A 20933-nucleotide genomic window follows, 5' to 3' on the forward strand; every position below is an offset into this window, starting at 1 on the left:
TAGTTTGCTCACACAGTCCTTGCAAAATGCATACTGATGACAGTATCCCCTCATAAAAAAAGCGATCTTATCAATGATAAGATCGCTTTTTTACATCTTTCTAAGGATGATTATTCTACTTCTAACTCACTATTGCCTTTAATCAAACGATGCTCTGACTGTAGATATTCATCTGACTGCATTTCGAGTAAACGAGAACGTGTACGTTCAATTTCGAAAGCCAGCTTCTCTCCGTCATAAATCTCAATAATCGAGTCTTGAGATGTCAATAACAGTTTTACTCCACGGTCATAGAACTCATCTACCAAATAAATAAAACGACGTGTACCTTCTGACAGCAAATCAGTTAAGTGCGGAACATTGCTCACCAAAACAGTATTATAGATATTGGCAATTTCAATAAAGTCCGATGGGCTACGCGGTTTCATACAGAGTTCTCTAAACTCACACCACAATACATCTTCTGTATGGCCTAAAGTTTCAACAACACGGTTATTAATCGTAATTGGTTCTTCTGACACTGTTTGCGATGTGGTTAATGCATTAAAACGCTTTGCCATCCAGACTTTATTGTCATCTGTCAGTGGCGATTTAAACAATTGCGCTTGTTTTAATACCCGTAAACGATAGTCAACACCCGCATCAACATTCAATACCACACAATGTTTTTTTACCATTTCAATCGTTGGAATAAAACGATCACGATGGATTCCATTTTTATATAAACCATCTGGGGCAATATTTGATGTGGCAATCAAGGTAATGCCACGGGTAAATAATTTTTGGAATAAATCACTGAGAATCATTGCATCAGTTACATTCGATACAAAGAACTCATCAAAACAAATCACCACAGCTTCTTTATAAATTTGATCTGCAACAATATCTAAAGGATTACGCTGTCCAGAAAGCTTATTTAACTCTTTATGCACAAATTGCATAAAATGATGGAAATGCATACGGGTTTTACGGCGAAAAGGAATCGAATCGTAAAATTGATCCATGAGCCATGTCTTTCCACGCCCTACACCGCCCCACATATATACACCTCTCGGTGCAGTTTGACGACGGAAACGACGAAAAGCTTTCTTCGATGCTTTATAACGATTGATCAATTCTTGCCATACCCGCTCCAACTCATGTACTGCTTGAGCCTGAGCATCATCTGGTAAAAACTGTCCAGATGACAATGCTTTTGCATAACGCTCAGCGGGTGATACGGGAGTAAATGCTGTTGAAGTTGTATTCTGATCTAACATATCATTTTGTTACTTTTAAAGGCTAAAGGAAGTATATCGAATATTCATTTTTGATAAATAAAACTTTGGGATAATTCTAACTCTATATCTCATATCAGCACTACCTGTTTATTTACCATATTGGCGCGGGCTTTGCCCAAACCAACGTTTAAAAGCATGATTAAATGCAGCGGGTTCTGAGTAGCCGAGTAATTCCGCAATCACCTCAATTGAATATTCCTTATATTCAATCAATCGCAAAGCTTTGTGCTTAATCAGCTGTTCCCGAATTTGTTTATAACTGGTATTTAATTGCTGCAACTGATGGCGTAAGGTTCTTTCAGGCACATTCAACGCCTGTGCAACTTCAGCCATCGACGGAATAATCCCTTGCTGTAATTCCAAATAATCATTTACCCGTTGAATCAACGGCGCAATTTTCTGTTCTTCGGCATTTAATCGCTCAATTTCAGCAATACACTTGGCTTCGTAAACCCGATGTGTAATCGGATCTGCGGATGGAATCGGCAGTTGCATCACATCTTCATTGATCCAAAAAGCGGCTTTTTCACAATTAAAATGTAAATCTGAACCATAATAATCATGATATTGCTTTAATACACTTAAATCCTGAGGCTGCTGAAAGGGTAACTCGATTCTCACGCTGGGCGCTGTAAGTCCCATCATTTTATAAATATCATCCAGAAATTTATAAGTTCCAGAGATTTCACATTGCGCTCTCAACAAACCCATTTCTGTTTCTAAATCTACAGGCTTATAGGTTAATGCGACTTGATGATCGCCTTTCTCAAGCCCTAAGACACCGTATAAATAGGTTAAACCCTGATAATGCACACCATTTTGAATCGCATCACCAACATTACTGCATGTCACCAAGAGCATAAGCAGCGGACCATAACCCGCCAAAGAATAATGCTGACCGATAAACAAGCCTGTTTCTGGCTGTACACCCTGCCCAATCACTTTTTGTATATCCCACTCTAAGCTGGGGTGAATGATTGAACTGGGATCAAGTGCATCTGCTTTGATCCCAATACTAGCAAGTCGTGAATCTACATCGATTCCAGCATTACGCATACCATGAATTAAATACATTAAACCGAGAATCGAGCGTTTCATTGGATCATCATTTGATTTCTACCCAAACTTTGTACTACAAAGATGGTTTTTTGCAAATTGCCGAATATATCAATTTTTGTGTCAGTGCAATCATATTTCCAGCACTGCATTTCCGATATTCTATGCAAAACTGGAAAAGTCAGAGCGAACAAAAATGAGTACAGCCCCTACGACTGAAGCAAAACCCCAATCAACGCAAGTTGCAATTATTGGATCTGGGTTTGGTGGTTTAGCCATGGCAATCCGCCTATTGCAAGCCAATATTCATGATTTTATCATTTTAGAAAAAGCAGATGATGTTGGTGGTACATGGCGTGAGAACCAGTACCCAGGTGCGGCTTGTGATGTTCAATCACATATGTACTCGCTTTCATTTGCACCAAAAACAGATTGGTCAAAACGTTATGCCGAAGCGCCTGAGATTTTTGACTATATTCAAGATTTAATTCAGCAATTCAATTTAAAGAAATACATCCAATTTAATCAAGAAGTGGTCTCTACACGTTATGATGAGCACAATTTCAATTGGCATTTAACACTAAAAAGTGGACAAAAAATTGAGGCTCAATTTGTTATTTTTGCATCGGGGCCATTACATGTAGCACAGATTCCTAAAATTAAAGGGATTGAAAAATTCAAAGGTGAAGTTTTCCATTCTTCTCACTGGAAACATGACTATAATTTAAATCAAAAAAATGTAGCATCCATTGGTACTGGGGGTAGTGCAATTCAATATATTCCTGAAATTGCTGCAAAAGTTCAAAATCTTTATGTATTTCAAAGAACCCCTGCTTGGGTGATTCCTCGTGATGAACGTGCCTATAATGCGCTTGATAAAAATCTATTTAGTCGCTTTGAATGGTTTAGAAAATTACACCGTGCTCGTTTGTACTGGTCAAATGAATCACGTGTCGTCCCCATTGTAAAACCACAAATCATGAAATATGGTCAGAAACTTGCGGAAGCTTATATAAAATTCCAAGTCAAAGACAAAGAAATCGCCAAAAAACTGACCCCTGACTATATTATGGGCTGTAAGCGTATCCTGATTTCCAACAAATACTTTCCAACATTTAATCGTAAAAATGTTGAATTAATCACCGATGGAATTCAGGAAATTACAGAAAATAGCATCATCACCAAGGATGGCAAAGAACGTCAAATAGATTGTTTAATTTATGGTACTGGTTTTATTACAGACCCACGGATCTATTTAAAATCATTTGATTGCTATGGTGAACACGGTGTTGAATTAAAAACGGCATGGAAAGATGGTGCAGAAAGTTTTTATGGGATCAGTACTAAAGGTTTTCCTAATCTATTTCAATTGCTTGGTCCGAATACCGTACTGGGTCATAACTCTGTAATTTTCATGATTGAATCTCAAGTGAATTATATTTTGCAATTGATTCAAATGGTTGCAAAAACACAGACGCAAGCAGTGACGGTAAAAGCTGAAGTACAAGATCAATTTAATGAAAATGTACAAAAACAGCTTGAAGGTACGGTATGGCAATCTGGCTGTGTCAGTTGGTACCAACAAGATGGCGGTAAAAACTTTGCATTATGGCCAACCTATACCTGGAAATTTTGGCTCAGCACTCGCAAAGTAAACCCAGCAGATTTCCGCTTATTAGGCCGTGAGCAAAGCGCAAAACAAAAATCAAAAGCTGCATAAACTTGGTTGATATTCTTCTATAAATTTTCAACCGCTTTTCTGCGCTTCGACTATAATAGATAGGTATCCATTGCCTATCTATTTTTTCATGCAATCACTTTGGCTTATTTTCCAACTTTTATTTTGTTTATGTTTAGGGTTTATTTTAGCCCGCAGAATTCCACAATCCATTGAAAAAATAGCTTTTAAAATACTGCCTTATTTTACCTATATTCTTTTAATTGCGATTGCAATGGAGTTTTCTCAAACAATTCATAACATTGCCAGCCCTGCACAGATTCTCACCAGTTCAATCACGATTGCATTCACCACATCATTGGGTGCATTTTTCTGTTGTTATCTGGTATTTACAGCGATTGGCTATAAACCATCACAAGGTAAAGTTTCTGCTGAATTATTGATGGGTTCATTACTCAACATCAGCTATGCATTTATTGCCCTGGCTGTAGGTTATGGCTTAACAGAGTTAGCCCACCTTTTTCATGTTCCTCTACATGTCAGCACATGGAATTTACTTTTAGTTTACATGTTACTGATCGGCTTGGATCTGGCTTACTCGCCACTGGATCGTTCTTGGTTAAACTGGAAAATTATGCTGGTACCGATTGCCTGCGTGATTGGCTCACTATTGGGTGCTGTTGCGGCATTTTTTTTGATTCAAGATATCAGTATGAAAGATTTAATCATGCTATCGCAAGGTTACGGCTTCTATTCGATGACAGGGATTGTGGTGACTGAATTAAAGAATGCCCATCTGGGAAGTATTGCGTTAATGAACGATTTATTTAGGGAGATTTTTGCCATTTTATTTATGTATATGATTGGATGGCGTTATCCACGTTCAGCAATTTCTTCTGCTGGTGCAACCGCAATGGACGTCACCTTACCCATGGTGAAACAAGCTTGCGGCAATGATTATATTCCACATGCTATGGTCAGTGGTTTTGTTCTGTCGGTATTGGCGCCAATTGCGGTAAGTGTTCTGGCTGCACTTTAAAATTAAGTTCTGAATATCGTGCTTTATCTGACGAGATAGTAATACTGTTCAATAGAATCATTGGAATATAAAAGATTATTTAAACTATTGAAGAAAAGATCTAGTAGCGCAGGTACACTACAGTGTATATACATCAATTTTTATTATATAAATCAAAGAAATCACCCTCTTGATCAACTGAAAAAGAGGGTTTATTTTTATAGGGTAGCTAAAATATCTTGCAGGGTTTTACTTGGATGCTCTGATTGAGTAATTGGACGACCAATTACTAAATGAGTAGAACCATCAAGCATGGCCTGCTTAGGCGTTACAATACGCTTTTGATCATCTGCATTTGCACCAGCCGGACGAATCCCTGGTGTTACCAAAGCAAATTCAGCACCTAACTCCTGACGTAACATCTTGGCTTCCTGAGCCGAGCATACCACGCCATCTAGACCACTCTGTTGAGTCAAGTTAGCCAGACGTTTCACTTGTTCAAATGGCTCAATGTCTAAACCAATTTCACGCAAGTCTTCACGTTCCATTGAAGTAAGTACAGTAACCGCAATCAATTGGGTTTTATAGTTACCTGCTTTTAAGCGTTCTACACAAGTTTCCATCATTTTACGCCCACCTGAGGCATGGACATTGACCATCCATACGCCCAAATCGGCCGCAGCACAAACTGCCTGCGCAGTTGTGTTAGGAATATCATGAAATTTTAAATCGAGGAATACTTCAAAGCCCTTATCATGTAGTGCTTTCACAACCAGAGGGCCTTCATGGGTAAATAGTTCTTTACCGACTTTTAAACGACATAGTGATGGGTCAAGCTGATCAGCAATTGCTAGGGCGTCATATTGGCTTTTTGCATCTAAGGCAACAATAATACTCACGAATCTCAGTTCCATCACATAAATTTGCGCTCATTATAAAGTGATTCACGCCATGTACAAAGCCAGAAAATCGACTTCATCACAAAACAATCAACTATTCTTACATCTTGCTTATGATTTATCTCTGCTCTGAAATCAAAATTGCACATGTGTCTTGCTCCAGTGCTTCAAAAATATGTGCTTGATCTGCTGGATAGGAAATATAGTCTCCTGCTTGAAGTAACTCAGCACTGTCTAATAAACCGACTTTAGCAGAGCCCTGCATAATAATAATATGCTCCACACTGCCAATAGGATGCGGTTTACTGCAACGCGGCTCACCCGGTTGAGTTGTAAGGATATACACGTCTCGTCGTGCATTGGGTGGGCATGTCGCCAACAAAACAGCCTGATAATTTGATATTTCAGAAACAACTGAAGCACCTTCGCCATAACGAATTACTTGTGTGGCTTGAGCTTGTGCTTCCATAAGTTTGGCAAAAGGAATATTTAAAGCCACGCAAAGTGCCCATAAAGTTTCTAGACTCGGATTGCCCTGCCCAGATTCAAGTTGTGAAAGTGTGGATTTCGCAATGCCTGCACGTCGAGCAACTTCTCCCAAAGATAATGCAGCACTTTTTCTTTCTTTTTGCAGATTATTTGCAATGATTTCAATTGGTATAGACATTACCCTTCCAGAAAATACGATCGTTCGATTTGACGAACAACAACAATAAAACTATTATAACAAATGATCGTTCATTTTATCGAACGATCTTATTACCCCAAGCAAGGCTCATCTCAATGAAGTATAAAGAAATAAAAAATTTACCCAAGCCCCTGATAAAATCAATCATGATTCTCTGCATCGCAACCGCATTGATCGGGATTTCATTAGGTACGCTTGCAGTCAATTATCAACTGCCGATCTGGATACCTTTACTACTTTCAATCTGTGTCTTGGCTGGTGCTGCCGAGTTTACTTTCATTGGCATGATTGCTACTGGAAGCAGTCCGATTACAGCTGCGATTGTCGGATTACTGATTAATTTACGACATCTGCCTTTTGGTTTAGCGATTACCCATTTTATAGAAAAAAATAAATTAAAATATTTTGCTACACATATTATGAATGATGAAAGTGTTTTATTTGGTTTAAGCCAATCTTCAAATGAACTAAAACTGAGTGCTTATTGGCTGTGCGGTGTCGGAATTTTATTTGCTTGGCCGATAGGCGTTTTAAGCGGTTATATATTGGGAAGTCATTTAGCTTATGCAAAATTACTGGGTATCGATACGATTTTTCCTGTCGTATTGTTTGCACTTACCTTTAAAGCATTAAAAAGAAAATCTGCTCGAAAATCGGCAATGACTGGTGCAGTCATCAGCCTCGCTACTTTTCCATTTCTCCCCTTAGGGATTCCAATACTCATGTCATTATTTGGCTTGCTTGTAGGAAGAAAATAACATGCATCAGCAATTTATCATTTTAATCGGGATCATGCTGCTGGCGATGGGGACTTATCTGATCCGATATGCAGGACTTTCACTCGGCCAATATTTTACGATCACTCAACAACGCGAGCAACTTTTTAATGATGCCGCAACAACTTTACTGTTTTCTATTGCGATTCTCAGCACTTTTTTTGAAGGTGCGGATTGGGTAGACTTAGGCAAAATCATGGGGGTATTGGTAGGCTTATTTCTGATTTGGAAAAACCACTCACTTATCACGACGATTGTGATCGCAATGCTGGTCACCACAATATTCCGCTTGGCAGAATTTTTCTGGTTAGCCCAATAGAACTGTTAAAGCTTAAAAAAGCGTTTTACAACAATCAAAGCGCTTTTTTAACAGCATAATGCAAGTGACTACGTGTGCTTAATTTTTGATTGAAGATAATGTTTTAATCTCTATGCTTATTTTTATGAATACTTAATCAATCATAAAGCGCTTAAAATTCATTTTATATTGATCATTTTGAAGCACTTCACTTACTCCACCAAATAAAAATTTTCAAAACACTGCCTTCTATTTATCTTTATCCTTACAGCAGATAAATTCTTTTTCAAGTAATTAAAACCAGTAAAAGCTTAAATGAATATTAAATTAAATAAAAATTATACTTTTATTTAATTTATTGATTGCATGCACCCATGTTTAAGCTCGCGTTTTTTAATAAATCTATTTGCTTTGTTTCTAAATATATTCTTTATGACTAAACAAACATTACATAACAACTAAACAATAAATCTCTTTGTTAAATCAAAATTTAGTCATACTAAGTGAAGTATAGTCGCATTAAAACGTCTTCTGCTTTCAAAATCAGCCTAGGATGAGCGCGATTTTAACTTGATCTATTCTTTTAAAAATAATTTATAAAGAAGTTGAATGAATATTAAAAAAATCCTTAAATTCAACACTATAAAATTATTGATAAAAATGCTCAATTACAGTGCAGTCTATTAAAATAAAAATAATATCTGATTAATCATGATAATAAAGTATTTTAGAAAAACTTAAATAAGACCTTATACTTAATATAAGCAGATCAAAATAGTTTGCTATAATATGACGTTATTCACAAAAAGTGACATTTTTTGTCACTTTTTAGTAAACAGAAACAAATCCGCTTTAAATTAAATAAACATGTTAATTATAAATATAATCTTGTATTTAAATAATAAAAAATAAATCTAAAACAAATAATGTTATATTGCTTTTATAAGATAAAAATAATGTGATATTTGTCTCTTTTTTTCGTTGTTTTTATTTAGAAAAAATTTATAGTAGCCCTTATTGTTTAGCTCCTAAACACTTCCCCTTTATTAGGAAAGTACCAGTAAAGGGCAAATCAACGCAGTATTGAGAGAAATTCTATGAAAAAAATTCAATTGGGTTTAGCGATCATTGGCTTAGGTTTAGCATCTTCAACAGTTTTTGCAGCTGCAGATGGTACAGTAACAGTTACAGGTAAAATCGTTGATCAAACTTGTACAGTTGGTGGTAATGCTGGTAACTATACTGTTGTTTTACCAACTGTAGGTAAATCAACTTTAGCGACAGCGGCGACAACAAATGGCGACACTAAATTTACCATTAATTTAACAGCATGCCCTGTAGGTAATGTGGGTGTTTATTATGACAACACCAATGCAAATATTAATACTGCAGGCCGTTTAAACAATACCGTAACGACTGGCGGTGCAACAAATGTAAATATTCAATTATTAAACTCTGCAAAAGCAGTAATTGACCTTACTAAAGATCGTACAGGCCAAAACATTGTGACTTCAAATGTTGCAACTGCAAACGGTTCTGCAAATCTTGATTTTTATGCGCGTTACTATGCAACTGGTGCAACAACTGCTGGTGATGTAAGCACAACTGCTACTTACTATGTTGTATATCCATAATTAAAAATTTGGATCTGTAAGTTTTCAAACAAGTCTGCGTTAATTTCTACATCTTAACCAGACTTGCCTCTCCCCAAGGGTCTTTCGATGAAAAAAACCATTTTTATTTCTAGCTTGTTAATGCTCAGTACTTTGATCACATCCGCTCAAGCAGGTATTGTGATTACAGGTACCCGTGTAATTTACCCTAGTGATAAAGAATTTGTATCTGTGCAATTAACCAATGTAGGTGATCAAGTTGCATTAGTACAATCATGGGTGGACAGTAAAGACATTATTGCAGATCCAACCACAACCCAAGCCCCATTTATTGTTACCCCTCCAATAACCACGATTGAAGCTGCTAAAGGTCAATCTTTACGTGTCATTTTCAATCAAAAACAAAAACTTGCTACTGATCGAGAAACATTGTTTTGGCTCAACGTACTTGATATCCCAGCCAAGCCAACAGCTGAAGCAAATTACTTACAATTTGCGATTCGTAACCGCTTAAAACTGTTTTACCGACCAACTGGCATCAAAATGGAACAGCAACAAGCGTTTCAAAAAGTTGAATTACAACGTGTAAATAACCAACTACAAATCAATAATCCGACACCTTATTACTTAAATTTTGGTAAATCGAATCTGGTTTTAAAAAATGGTGCGCCAAGCGAAATTAAAAATCTAAGCTTTATAGAACCATTTTCAAAACAACAAATTGAGGTCGAAAATTTATCAGACGCCAAGTCCGTCCAGCTTTATTTAATCAATGACTACGGCAGTTTATCGACAATAGAGAAACAGTTTTAATCTAAATTATTGGGAGAATTGTGCTTGAAACATTTCACACTTAGGTATAGTGTTTTGGCGCTAAGTCTATATCTATGCAATCAAAATGTTATAGCGCAAGCACCACAATTCGATAATAGTTTTTTATACGGTAAAAATTCTAAAACAATTGATCTTGAAAAATTTGTTTCAAGCGATAAAGTCGCGCCAAATGATTACATCCTCGATATTTACCTAAATGATCGTTATATCACCCGCTCTATTGTGCATATTTCAGATGATCCTGAATCACCTGAAAAGCAACGCTATTGTATTCCACGCAGTACTGTTAAGCAGCTTGATTTCAATCATAAACTTATCGATTTAGATAAAGTCACTGGTGACTGTATCGATACACGCTTAATGAATCATGTCGTGTTCTGGAAGCTGAATATAGCGGAACAACGCGTGGATGTTTCAAGCCCTCAATCAATGTTAAATGAGCGACCATTTGGCTATATAGATCCATCACTTTGGGAAACTGGTGGAAATAGTGCTTTTCTCAAATATTACTACAATTACTATAATTCAGATTATGGTCAGGACAACAAACAAGATTCTAGTTTTCTGAATATTAATTCTGGTATCAATATTGATGATTGGCAATTCCGTCATTCTGGTAGTACCAGTATGGGAGACAGCAATCATTCAGGCCAATATACCAGCTATGAAAACAAGCTTATGCGAGTACTGCCTAGTTTAAAAACTCAGCTTAGCCTTGGTGATTTCTATACCAATACCAAAACCATCAATAGTAATTCGAGTATCGCCATTCGTGGGGTACAACTTGCTAGCGATGACAGAATGCTTCCGATTTCATTGCAAAGTTATGCACCTACAATTTCAGGTTATGCAAAAAGTAATGCTTTAATACGGGTACGCCAAAATCAACAAATTATTATGGAACGCACTGTTCCTGCCGGTGCATTTAACATTACAGATCTCCAAACACCTGGGACGGGTGGCACATTAAATGTAGATATTATTGAAGCAAATGGTGAAATCCGCAGTTTTGATTTGCCTTATAATAATTTTATTCAGTCTATCCGCGCGCAACAGTATCGTTATCAAATTGCAGCAGGTACTTTTCGTCAAAATAGCAAATCCTATGATGAGAAGTTAATCAATGCATCTTTTGATTATGGATTAAATGATTTTATGTCAGTGAGCAGCTCAGCACTGGTCAGTGATCACTATCAATCTTATATTCTTGGAACCGCGTTAAATACCAAGCTCGGTGGTATTGCCCTAGAAAGCAATTATGTTAAAGCAGATATTAACCAATCCAACCAAAATTTAAACAGTTCTTTGCTTACGCTGCGCTATAACCTTGCACTAAACGGTGCAAAAACAAATATCAGTTTAAACAGTACTGTTTATGGAAATGATCAATATTATTCCTTTGATGAAGCCATGCAGAATCGTTATATCCAAAACAACAGTTCTGCGCTGGTGCTTAATGGTCGTCCCAAGTCATCAAACTATATTCAACTAAGCCAAAACTTAGGTCATCAGTTTGGTGCTGTTTCAGCCAATTTTTCGCAATATAAATTTTGGCATCAAATCAATACACAAAAGTTTTATCAAATTAGCTATAGCAATAGTTATAAAGGCATCAGTTACTATGTCGGTATGCAACATACTCAAAATGATCAATACAAATTAGATAAAGACACTCAATACTTCGTGAATGTGAATATTCCTCTATCGTTTAAAAAGAAAAATAGTAATTTACGTCTAAGTAGTGAAGTCTATCCAGATAATAATGCACTCAATACCAATCAAGTCGGCATATTTGGAAATTTAGGTGAAAATCAGCAGTTCGGCTATAACTTCAATTATTCAAATAGTAAAGATAAAGATCTCTTCAGCAGTTCTTTAAGTTATCGAACCAATCCGGTTTATTTAGCATCGACTTATGCAACTGACTTTGACCAACAACGTCAATACTCTTTACAAGCACAAGGTGCTATCGTTGCACATCAGCATGGTATCACCTTAGCCAATGATTTAAATGATACTTTTGCAATTATTCATGCCAAAGGTTTAGAGGGAACCAGCCTTTCAAATGGAAATAATATTAAAATTGATCGCTGGGGCAATGCGATTATTCCCTATCTAAATCCTTACCAATACAATAGTATCAACTTAAACCCAAATACAATTCCATTAAATACCGATGTTGATGCAACCCAATTACAAGTTGTACCCAAATCAAACGCAAGTATTTTGGTTGATTTTAAAGCATTAAAAACCACAAAAGCCTTAATCGAACTTAAAAACGCAAATGAGGTGCTCATTCCAATGGGTGCTCAAGTGAAAGATACTTTGGGTAATGCTGTTACTACAGTAGGACAAGGTCAGCAAATTTTTATGCAAAATATAAATCCTGGACGCTATAGCGTCTATTGGAGTAATACTGATTCTTGTCAATTCGATATTTCTAAAGAAATATTGCAACAAAGTAAAAATCAAATCCCTTTTGCAAGCTTTAGCCTAAACTGTAAATAAGCACGGAGTAATTTTATGCTGAAATATAAATTGTTATTTATGTTATCTACACTCCCCGCAAGTTTTGCAGCATTTGCAGATTGTAGTGTAGGCAGCAATTTCACTGGCGGTTATAGCATGCCGACGATGAATGCCAGTACCATGAATATCAATAAATATGAAGGGACATCGGTACAGTCCAATGTCTATTCACGCGAAGTTGCTTCAGCAAATTTTGATATTTTCCGTGTCTATAGTGGATGTACTGTTGGCACAAATAGAACCATTTTTGGGAATGTTTTTGCCACCAATGTGATTCCTTATGATGCCAATATTTCGCGTTTAAATGCTTACCCAGCTTTAGGAATTAAAGTTGAAATGGGCGATGCACCTGCAAGTGGCACATTAAAAACGCTAAATACCACTGAATTAGCCATTTATAGTTATAGTGGTGATACACATGGTGTAAAAATGAGAGTGACATTATATGTTTTGCCCAGAACATCAACAATGACCTCCTATCCTGCAACAATTAATGTGTCTAATCTACAAATAGCAACTATCAGTTTAAGACGTGTAAGTGATAATGGTCTCATCCCTGCAAATAGACAAATTCCCGTATATTTAAATGCAACAGTGAATATATCTGAATCCACATGCTCACTAAGTCAAAGTAGCTACACTATTGCGTTACCTGACGTCAGTGTACGAAACTTGGGTTTAGTCGGAAATGAAACTGCATTAAGCTCAAGTAATACAGCAACCCTCAGTATTAATTGTGCAAATTTAAATGATGGTGCAGGTCGCGAAATAAAGGCTTATACCACGGATGCCTTAAATCAATCCAATGCGACAAATATATTAGAAAATCAAGTTGGTGCTGGTTATGCGACAGGCGTAGGGATTCGTTTACGTGATAAAAACAATGCGATAATTAGTCTAGATCCAAACCAATCAAAGAGTACCAACAAGTGGACCTTTGGCAATTTAGGCACTTCTCAGTTGATTCAACATGTAATTAAAGCCAATTACGTAAGAACAACAAATACAGTGACACCTGGTCTGGTCAGATCTCAAGCTTATTTAAATATTGTATATGATTAAAAAAAGCGAACTTATGTTCTTTTATTTGTTTGATAATATTGAACAAAGTTTCTGGTATTGAATAATTGACACAATCAACAATCAGTACAAATAAAAAAGCGCTTTACAGTGATGGTAAAGCGCTTTTTTTATCATAATGATTAAAGCGGATTGATATTCTTATTTTCTGGTTGAATATCTAATACCGTCTTTTCATGACGAGCACTTGCAGCAGCTTCAGCAGCAGCCAATTGTGCTGTCTGTATTTGTTCTTTTCGGAGATGATCGATATCTTTACGAAGACGCTTAACTTCCCATGCATTTTGGAATACACGGAAAACCTGTACACCAAGCAACAATCCAAGAACAATCCCGAGTACCAAAGTTAATAGTAGCAATAACCCTAAACGCATTGCTGGTACTTGAGTAAACAATAAATCTACAGGTAGTTCAGCTGGATTCTGCAAGACTAATGCTAAAGCATAACCAAAGACTACCAGTAGTAATGCAACTAAGAAATAGCGCATACTCACCTCATTCGAATTTTATTAATTAGCAGATTCGTTTACTGCATCACGGAGTGCTTTACCAGGTTTAAAGTGAGGTACAGCTTTTGCTGCAACTTCTACTGATTTACCTGTTTTAGGATTACGACCCACACGTGGCTCACGGTGATGTAAAGCGAAACTACCAAACCCACGAATTTCAATACGGTCATCTGAAGATAACGATGCAATCATTTGATCGATCATAATCTTAACTGCTTCTTCGACTAATGGCTCTGCTAAATGCGGATTTTTAAGAGCAATTCTTTCTATTAAGTCAGACTTATTAAGTGCTTCAGTTGTCATTTAAGACCTCATTAATTTTAATGCTAATTGATATACACCAGATAATATCCTTTTTAAATACAAAAAGGTAGCGCAGTAATCATATACTACGCTACCTTTTACACTATTTGAATAAAAAATATTAATTAATTACATTAAATAATACTTCTTAACAATCACTTAGTGGTTCATCTGTGCTTTGATCAAATCACCAATAGTCTTAGGACCATTGTCTTGACCTGCAGGCGCAGTTGTAGTTGTTTTCAAGTTTGCTACAGCTTCTTTCTCTTCAGCTTCGTCTTTCGCTTTAATCGACAAGTTGATAGAACGTGATTTACGATCTACATTGATGATTTTAGCTTCAACTTCTTGACCAACTTCTAAGAATTTAGTTGCATCTTCAACGCGATCGCGGTTGATTTCAGACGCTTTCAAAGAAGCTTCAACTTCGTCAGCTAACTTAATTGTTGCGCCTTTAGCATCAACAGCAGTTACTGTACCTTTAACCAACGCACCGCGTTCGTTAGCAGCTAAGAAGTCATTGAACGGATCGCTGTTCATTTGCTTGATACCAAGACTGATACGGTTACCTTCAGCATCTACAGACAAGATAACTGCTTCAACTGTATCACCTTTCTTGTAACGACGAATAGCGTCTTCGCCTTGTTCGTTCCAAGAAATATCAGACAAGTGAACTAGACCATCGATACCGCCAGGTAAACCGATGAAGATACCGAAGTCAGTGATAGACTTGATCGTACCAGAAACTTTTTCACCTTTGTCGTGTGACTTAGAGAACTCTTCCCATGGGTTCGCACGAGTTTGCTTGATACCCAATGAAATACGACGACGTTCTTCATCAACTTCAAGAACCATAACATCAACTTCATCACCAATCTGAACAACTTTAGATGGGTGGATGTTTTTGTTTGTGTGATCCATTTCTGAAACGTGTACTAAGCCTTCAACGCCTTCAGCGATTTCAGCGAAACAACCGTAGTCAGTTAAGTTTGTAACACGTGCTTTAACGATAGAACCTTTAGGATAACGGTTCATGATCGCTAACCATGGATCTTCGCCTAATTGCTTAAGACCTAAAGATACACGATTACGTTCTTTGTCAAACTTAAGTACTTTAACAGTAACTTCTTGACCCACTTCAACAACTTCTGAAGGGTGTTTGATGCGTTTCCAAGCCATATCTGTGATATGTAGAAGACCATCAATACCGCCAAGGTCAACGAATGCACCGTAATCAGTAAGATTTTTGATCGTACCAGTAACTGTTTGGCCTTCTTCCAATTGAGAAAGAAGCGCTTCACGGTCAGCTGAAGATTCAGCTTCCATTACAGCACGACGAGATACAACAACGTTGTTACGTTTAGCATCAAGTTTGATTACTTTGAATTCTAACTCTTTGCCTTCAAGGTGAGTTGTATCACGAATAGGGCGAGTATCTACCAATGAACCTGGTAAGAATGCACGAACTGGACCGATGTCAACAGTGAAACCGCCTTTAACCTTACCAGAAATAACACCAGTAACGATTTCGCCGTCTTCAAAGATTTTTTCAAGTTTAGTCCAAGTTTCAGCACGTTTCGCTTTTTCACGTGATAAAACTGTTTGACCCATACCGTTGTCAAGCGCTTCAACAACAACATCAACTTCATCGCCAACTTGAACTTCAAGTTCGCGTTGTTCGTTTAAGAATTCTGAACGTGCAACAACACCTTCAGATTTAAGGCCAGTGTCAACAGTAACCCAGTCAGAGTCGATGCTAACAACGATACCTTTAATAACGGCACCTTTGTCGATATTGAGAGTTGATTCGCTTTCTTCAAAGAGGGCTGCAAAAGATTCGGTCATGATATACCTAGTAAAGTCAACGGTCTTGGATCAGACAAGGCCGGTTTAGTTAAGCCATCCACATAGTCCGTATAAACTGATCAAGCTATGCTTTGGCTAATATTTGGTTAAATATTCTTTATTTAGCTAAATGTAACTCGACATAATCAGTCATCAGTTTAAACACTTCATCGATGTTCATTTCTGAGCTATCAATGATATAAGCATCTTCTGCTGGCTTGAGTGGAGCGACTGTGCGTTCCATATCTCTTTTATCTCGAGCTTGTATATTTGCTAAAATGTCGCTTATTTTAACATCCAGCCCCATTCCCTGCAACTGTTTTACACGACGCTCTGCACGGGACTCGGCTGAAGCAGTGAGATAAATCTTCGCTTGTGCTTGTGGAAAAATAGAAGTGCCCATATCACGCCCATCGGCAACCAAGCCAGGCAACTGAGCAAAAGCATGTTGTCGATCTACCAATGCCGCTCTAAGCGCTGGAATTGCTGCGACTTTTGAAGCAAATTCACCAACACGTTCAGTACGAATCGTTTGTGAGACATCCTCACCATCTAACAAAATCATGATTCCGTTGTCAGCACTCTTAAATACGATATCTAAATTTGTTGCAATCGTCACACTTTGTTGCAATACAGATTCAGTATCTAATGCGTCCAACAATTCTTTTTGATGCAATGACAATCCAAGCAAACGATACAGCGCACCAGAGTCTAATAAATGGAATTGATAGTGATTCGCAAGTTTTGCTGCAAGTGTTCCTTTACCAGAACCACTTGGCCCATCGATTGTGATAATTTGAATTGTCATTGAATTTCCAATTAAGCTACAGACTTAGCAAGTTTCTTAAATCCAAGTGTAATCGCTAGTTTAAGCTGTGCAAGTATTAATTTACTCACAAATGGTGCACGTGCTTGTAATTCGATCGTATAGTCAACACGGGTTTTGTTTGCATCAAGCGCTGTAAACTCAATAATTCCAATATGATGTTTAATTAATGGATTGTTAATTAACTTATATTCAATACGTTTATTGACATCCAGATGCGTAATTTTCTCTTGAATCGGCTTGATCGGACCAAACCCCATACGACGGATAGAACCCAATCCATCTGGGCGTTCAGGATCAGCAGCATCTTTTACCCGTACAACTTGAATGGGAGCAAAAGCCACATTATAGGTTGAATGCTTTGATAACAAGTCAAAGACCTGATCGATTGGTGCATTAAACTCTTGTTTTACTTGAATAGAATTCATTGTTATACCCTTTTAAACTTTAACTATATTTTTAAACCCTTATTTTGACAATTTTTATTGTCACTAAAATCTTGTGTATTCTAGATCATTTTAATGAGTCATTTAAGGTCTTTTGTTGTAACTTTAATTGTTTTTTTTGCTCACGACGCATTTTAAAAAAATCAGACAGTTGGCTTGAGCACTGCGTTTGTAAACAACCGCCTTCAAACTGAAATATATGATTGTAATAGCCAATCTCTAACAGTTGGCGGCTACTGATAAGTGAACCCGCTTTAGGTTCAGTCGCGCCAAAAACCACACGTTTGATTCTTGCATGGATTAATGCACCAACACACATGGTACAAGGTTCAAGTGTGACGTATAAAGTGGCGTCTTCTGGCAGGCGATAATTTTCAATCTTTTGACACGCATTGCGCAGTGCCTGAATTTCCGCATGGGCTGTTGGATCATGCTGAGCAATCGGTTGATTATAACCTTCACCAATGACTTGCCCCTGACTTACAATCACTGCACCAACAGGAATTTCACCGATAGATGCAGCAAATGCAGCTTGCTCTAAAGCCAGCTGCATCCATTGTTGATCTATGTGTTGTTGAGTTTTTTCAGTCATACGACCTTAAATGATACCGTACTGACTTAGCAGCGCATTCCAACTGTCAATCGTTGTGACAGGTGGATTTTTAGCAAGTATTCCACGCAATGTTCGAGACTCAACCTGTTCCCACTCTGGTGATAAATCTTTATCCACCAAACGTGCGCGTACCCCTTCAACAAAATCAGGATGACGAATTTTCCAATCAGAAATTTGTTTTTCTAATTCAAAAACCTCAGACCACGGATGAACTTGACGTCCCCACTGCCATAACAACCAGGTAATCGCAGCAGTACTTGGTGAGCCCTTTTGTAGATTCTCACTGGCTTGACGCAACCAATCACTACGCGCATCACTTAGGCCAATAATCGCTTCATAATCATGTTCAAAGTTTACACCACGACAAACACTATGAATCACATCCAAAGAGTTTTGCAACGGTCCTGGTGAAACAGGACGATGTAAACTATTTAAGGTGTCATCTAAAGCACGGAAATCACCAGCAGGATAATGATCCCAATCAATATCAATCAGTTTCTGTAAAACCACATCACGTTGGGCATCACAAATATGAGTTGCCCAGCCAATCCCATAACCACCCGCTGCAGTCATGATCGAACCAGTTAAACCTGTGAATAAACCTATCGGACCACGATCTGCCAAGAAACGTGTAGCCCCCACATCTGGATATAGACCAATATTCACTTCAGGCATAGCAAGACGCGAATACGGAGTAACTAAACGAAATGGGGCAGCCATAAATAAGCCTAAGCCACCACCCATGACATAACCTTCACCCCAAACCACTATAGGTTTAGCATAATTATGCAACAGTAAATCTAAAGCATATTCCGTTTCAAAAAACTTATTGGCTGTTTCAACTTCATTGTTGATCACCAATTGGCGAAGTTTACGAACATCACCACCTGCACAAAAAGCTTTTGGCGTGGTTGAATCCAACCAAATTGCCTTAACTGAGTCATCATGATGAAAATCCTCAAACAGCTTCAATAATGCCGCAACGATAGATTCATCAAGTGCATGAAGCGACTTAGGACGATTTAAGCGAATAATTCGCCATCCCTTTTTCGCTTCTTCGATAATCAGATCTGGGTGATAATTATTTATTTCGGGAGAGTTTGTCATGCGTCCAGCTGCCAGTCGATTGGCTCAATGCCATATTGTTTCAGATAATTATTTGTTTTTGAAAAAACCTTACAACCAAAAAAGCCACCACGATTTGCTGCCAATGGAGATGGGTGTGCAGCTTTTAATACCAGATGCTTCGTTTGATCTATACGTTGTCCTTTTTTCTGAGCATATGCACCCCAAAGTATAAATACAATGTGCTCTCTATGCTCATTCAACACATCAATCACATGATCTGTAAAATTTTCCCAACCGCGTTTTTGATGTGATGTCGGTTGCCCAGCTTCCACTGTCAACACACTATTTAAAAGCAATACACCCTGTTGAGCCCATTTAGTGAGATCACCATGTCGGGATACAGGCACAGCTAAATCTGTATTTAACTCATGAAAGATATTACGTAAAGACGGAGGCAATGCAACGCCTCTTTGTACGGAAAAACTCAAGCCATGCGCTTGTTCAGGGCCGTGATAAGGATCCTGTCCTAAAATGACCACTTTTACATGATTCAATGGCGTTGTGTCTAATGCATTGAAAATAAGTGAGCTCGGTGGATAAATGGTTTTATTTGCATTTTTTTTAGCAACTAAAAAAGAACGCAAATCATCCATTTGCTGACTCAAAAGAAACTCAGCTAAACCTTCTTTCCAACTTTGATCTAACCGAACTTGATTTAATTTTGTTTGTTCGAGTTCAGATAATTGCATCAACTTTCATCCTAAATTTCATTTTCCTAAAAATTTATTTGTCCTAAAGATGGATTTCACTCAAGAATCATCATTTAAATTTTAACCTGTAAATCCACTTCAGGGTTTTGAAACGGAATACCTTGTTTCAATTTTTCATACATTTCTGGGTCAGACCATTCAGATATGACCTGCTCAGAAAAAATAATTTTATCCAGATTCAACAGTCCCATCTGAGCATTTTCAATATCTTCTTGAAAACTTTGCGCATAACCTGTATCGGTTTCATGCACAATCACAGAATAGACTTCAACATCCCCTTCCCCATTTTGGGTAATGGTGGATTTTAAAATCTGTTGCGCGAGAAAAAAGAATATCCGTGAAAACTGTTCAGCCGATGGAGAAACTGGCAAAGCCACCCAACGAGCACTAAAGGTTTTACACGCCTGAATATATTCAGGGTTATCTTCTTGCCAAAAACAGATCGCATGGTCAAAACTGTCGAAAATTTCTTTAATTACACCTTTAAGCAATCCAAAGTCATATACCATTTGACCATGATCAAGTTTTGAAGCTTTAAGTAGTAATTCAACTTTATAGCTGTGCCCGTGTATAGACCGTTTGCAACGATCTGACGTGCAATTGCGCACAATATGTGCATTTTCAAACTTAAATAACTTACGAATTAACATGAGCCAAATTTTATAAACAAATCGGTAAAGAATCTCGATTATAAAGCAAAACTCGAACCCTGAGCATTAATTTTCACGTTGATTGCAATTAGCAAAAAGGATGATCTGCTTTTTTAGGCCTATTTAGCTTATCGAATCATGTTTACTCAATCAA

Annotated in this window: 21 protein-coding genes; 8 read left to right on the top strand and 13 right to left on the bottom strand. The window is 37.4% G+C overall.

Annotated features, from left to right (window positions below):
- Nucleotides 1-110: 110 nt before the first annotated feature.
- Both zapE and FHR28_RS10570 read right to left on the bottom strand, forming a co-directional pair.
- Nucleotides 111-1259, bottom strand: coding sequence for a cell division protein ZapE (gene zapE / locus FHR28_RS10565; RefSeq protein ID WP_004720770.1), 1149 nt, complete (start codon nt 1257-1259; stop codon nt 111-113).
- A gap of 108 nt (nt 1260-1367) precedes the next feature.
- Nucleotides 1368-2378, bottom strand: a complete 1011-nt coding sequence (locus FHR28_RS10570) for an AraC family transcriptional regulator (protein ID WP_004720772.1) — start codon at nt 2376-2378, stop codon at nt 1368-1370.
- Between the two features lie 154 nt (nt 2379-2532).
- Between FHR28_RS10570 and FHR28_RS10575 the strand changes: the two genes are divergently transcribed.
- Together FHR28_RS10575 and FHR28_RS10580 are read left to right on the top strand one after the other, a co-directional pair.
- A complete protein-coding gene (locus FHR28_RS10575) occupies nt 2533-4056 on the top strand; it encodes a flavin-containing monooxygenase (RefSeq protein WP_166782549.1) in 1524 nt (507 codons plus the stop codon).
- Between the two features lie 88 nt (nt 4057-4144).
- Nucleotides 4145-5053 (top strand): lysine exporter LysO family protein, encoded by a 909-nt coding sequence (locus tag FHR28_RS10580; protein WP_166782550.1) that lies wholly within the window; start codon nt 4145-4147, stop codon nt 5051-5053.
- A 197-nt stretch (nt 5054-5250) separates the two neighbouring features.
- Here the strand turns inward: FHR28_RS10580 and pyrF are convergent, their stop codons facing one another.
- On the bottom strand, nt 5251-5946 hold the full coding sequence (gene pyrF / locus FHR28_RS10585; RefSeq protein WP_171527313.1) for an orotidine-5'-phosphate decarboxylase: 696 nt from the start codon (nt 5944-5946) through the stop codon (nt 5251-5253).
- Between the two features lie 103 nt (nt 5947-6049).
- Nucleotides 6050-6598 (bottom strand): helix-turn-helix domain-containing protein, encoded by a 549-nt coding sequence (locus FHR28_RS10590; protein ID WP_166782552.1) that lies wholly within the window; start codon nt 6596-6598, stop codon nt 6050-6052.
- Nucleotides 6599-6714: 116 nt separating this feature from the next.
- Here FHR28_RS10590 and FHR28_RS10595 point away from each other — a divergent pair, with 116 nt between their 5' ends.
- The 6 genes from FHR28_RS10595 (at nt 6715) to FHR28_RS10620 (ending at nt 13731) form a co-directional block, all read left to right on the top strand.
- Nucleotides 6715-7377 carry an AzlC family ABC transporter permease gene (locus FHR28_RS10595; RefSeq protein WP_105712757.1) on the top strand — a complete coding sequence of 221 codons (663 nt, stop codon included), beginning with the start codon at nt 6715-6717 and terminating at the stop codon, nt 7375-7377.
- Between the two features lies 1 nt (nt 7378).
- A complete protein-coding gene (locus FHR28_RS10600; protein WP_166782553.1) occupies nt 7379-7714 on the top strand; it encodes an AzlD domain-containing protein in 336 nt (111 codons plus the stop codon).
- A gap of 1076 nt (nt 7715-8790) precedes the next feature.
- A complete protein-coding gene (locus tag FHR28_RS10605; RefSeq protein ID WP_105712759.1) occupies nt 8791-9327 on the top strand; it encodes a fimbrial protein in 537 nt (178 codons plus the stop codon).
- Nucleotides 9328-9414: 87 nt separating this feature from the next.
- On the top strand, nt 9415-10119 hold the full coding sequence (locus FHR28_RS10610; protein WP_151957119.1) for a molecular chaperone: 705 nt from the start codon (nt 9415-9417) through the stop codon (nt 10117-10119).
- Nucleotides 10120-10143: 24 nt separating this feature from the next.
- Complete coding sequence (locus FHR28_RS10615; RefSeq protein WP_166782554.1) at nt 10144-12648, top strand: fimbria/pilus outer membrane usher protein; 2505 nt, start codon at nt 10144-10146, stop codon at nt 12646-12648.
- 15 nt (nt 12649-12663) lie between these two features.
- The gene (locus tag FHR28_RS10620; RefSeq protein ID WP_166782555.1) at nt 12664-13731 is read left to right on the top strand and encodes a fimbrial protein; all 1068 of its coding nucleotides are present in this window, start codon (nt 12664-12666) and stop codon (nt 13729-13731) included.
- Between the two features lie 140 nt (nt 13732-13871).
- Here the strand turns inward: FHR28_RS10620 and FHR28_RS10625 are convergent, their stop codons facing one another.
- The 9 genes from FHR28_RS10625 to FHR28_RS10665 all read right to left on the bottom strand — a co-directional run bounded on the left by FHR28_RS10625 (nt 13872) and on the right by FHR28_RS10665 (nt 20779).
- Complete coding sequence (locus tag FHR28_RS10625) at nt 13872-14237, bottom strand: lipopolysaccharide assembly protein LapA domain-containing protein (protein WP_004720791.1); 366 nt, start codon at nt 14235-14237, stop codon at nt 13872-13874.
- A gap of 21 nt (nt 14238-14258) precedes the next feature.
- Nucleotides 14259-14561, bottom strand: a complete 303-nt coding sequence (locus FHR28_RS10630; RefSeq protein WP_004720793.1) for an integration host factor subunit beta — start codon at nt 14559-14561, stop codon at nt 14259-14261.
- Nucleotides 14562-14720: 159 nt separating this feature from the next.
- Nucleotides 14721-16406, bottom strand: coding sequence for a 30S ribosomal protein S1 (rpsA, locus tag FHR28_RS10635; RefSeq protein WP_016539437.1), 1686 nt, complete (start codon nt 16404-16406; stop codon nt 14721-14723).
- A 118-nt stretch (nt 16407-16524) separates the two neighbouring features.
- Nucleotides 16525-17214: a (d)CMP kinase gene (gene cmk, locus FHR28_RS10640; RefSeq protein WP_004720801.1), complete on the bottom strand. Its 690-nt coding sequence runs from the start codon at nt 17212-17214 to the stop codon at nt 16525-16527.
- 11 nt (nt 17215-17225) lie between these two features.
- Complete coding sequence (locus FHR28_RS10645; protein ID WP_004720803.1) at nt 17226-17660, bottom strand: SRPBCC family protein; 435 nt, start codon at nt 17658-17660, stop codon at nt 17226-17228.
- An 85-nt stretch (nt 17661-17745) separates the two neighbouring features.
- Complete coding sequence (gene tadA / locus FHR28_RS10650; RefSeq protein ID WP_056510868.1) at nt 17746-18270, bottom strand: tRNA adenosine(34) deaminase TadA; 525 nt, start codon at nt 18268-18270, stop codon at nt 17746-17748.
- A 6-nt stretch (nt 18271-18276) separates the two neighbouring features.
- On the bottom strand, nt 18277-19398 hold the full coding sequence (locus FHR28_RS10655) for an enoyl-CoA hydratase/isomerase family protein (protein ID WP_056510865.1): 1122 nt from the start codon (nt 19396-19398) through the stop codon (nt 18277-18279).
- Nucleotides 19395-20108, bottom strand: coding sequence for a uracil-DNA glycosylase (gene ung / locus FHR28_RS10660; RefSeq protein ID WP_166782556.1), 714 nt, complete (start codon nt 20106-20108; stop codon nt 19395-19397). Before ung ends, FHR28_RS10655 begins: the two co-directional genes overlap by 4 nt.
- 74 nt (nt 20109-20182) lie before the next feature.
- The gene (locus FHR28_RS10665) at nt 20183-20779 is read right to left on the bottom strand and encodes a 6-pyruvoyl trahydropterin synthase family protein (RefSeq protein WP_004720811.1); all 597 of its coding nucleotides are present in this window, start codon (nt 20777-20779) and stop codon (nt 20183-20185) included.
- Nucleotides 20780-20933 lie beyond the last annotated feature (154 nt).

The organism is Acinetobacter sp. BIGb0196, assembly GCF_011759595.1.
GTDB lineage: Bacteria > Pseudomonadota > Gammaproteobacteria > Pseudomonadales > Moraxellaceae > Acinetobacter > Acinetobacter guillouiae.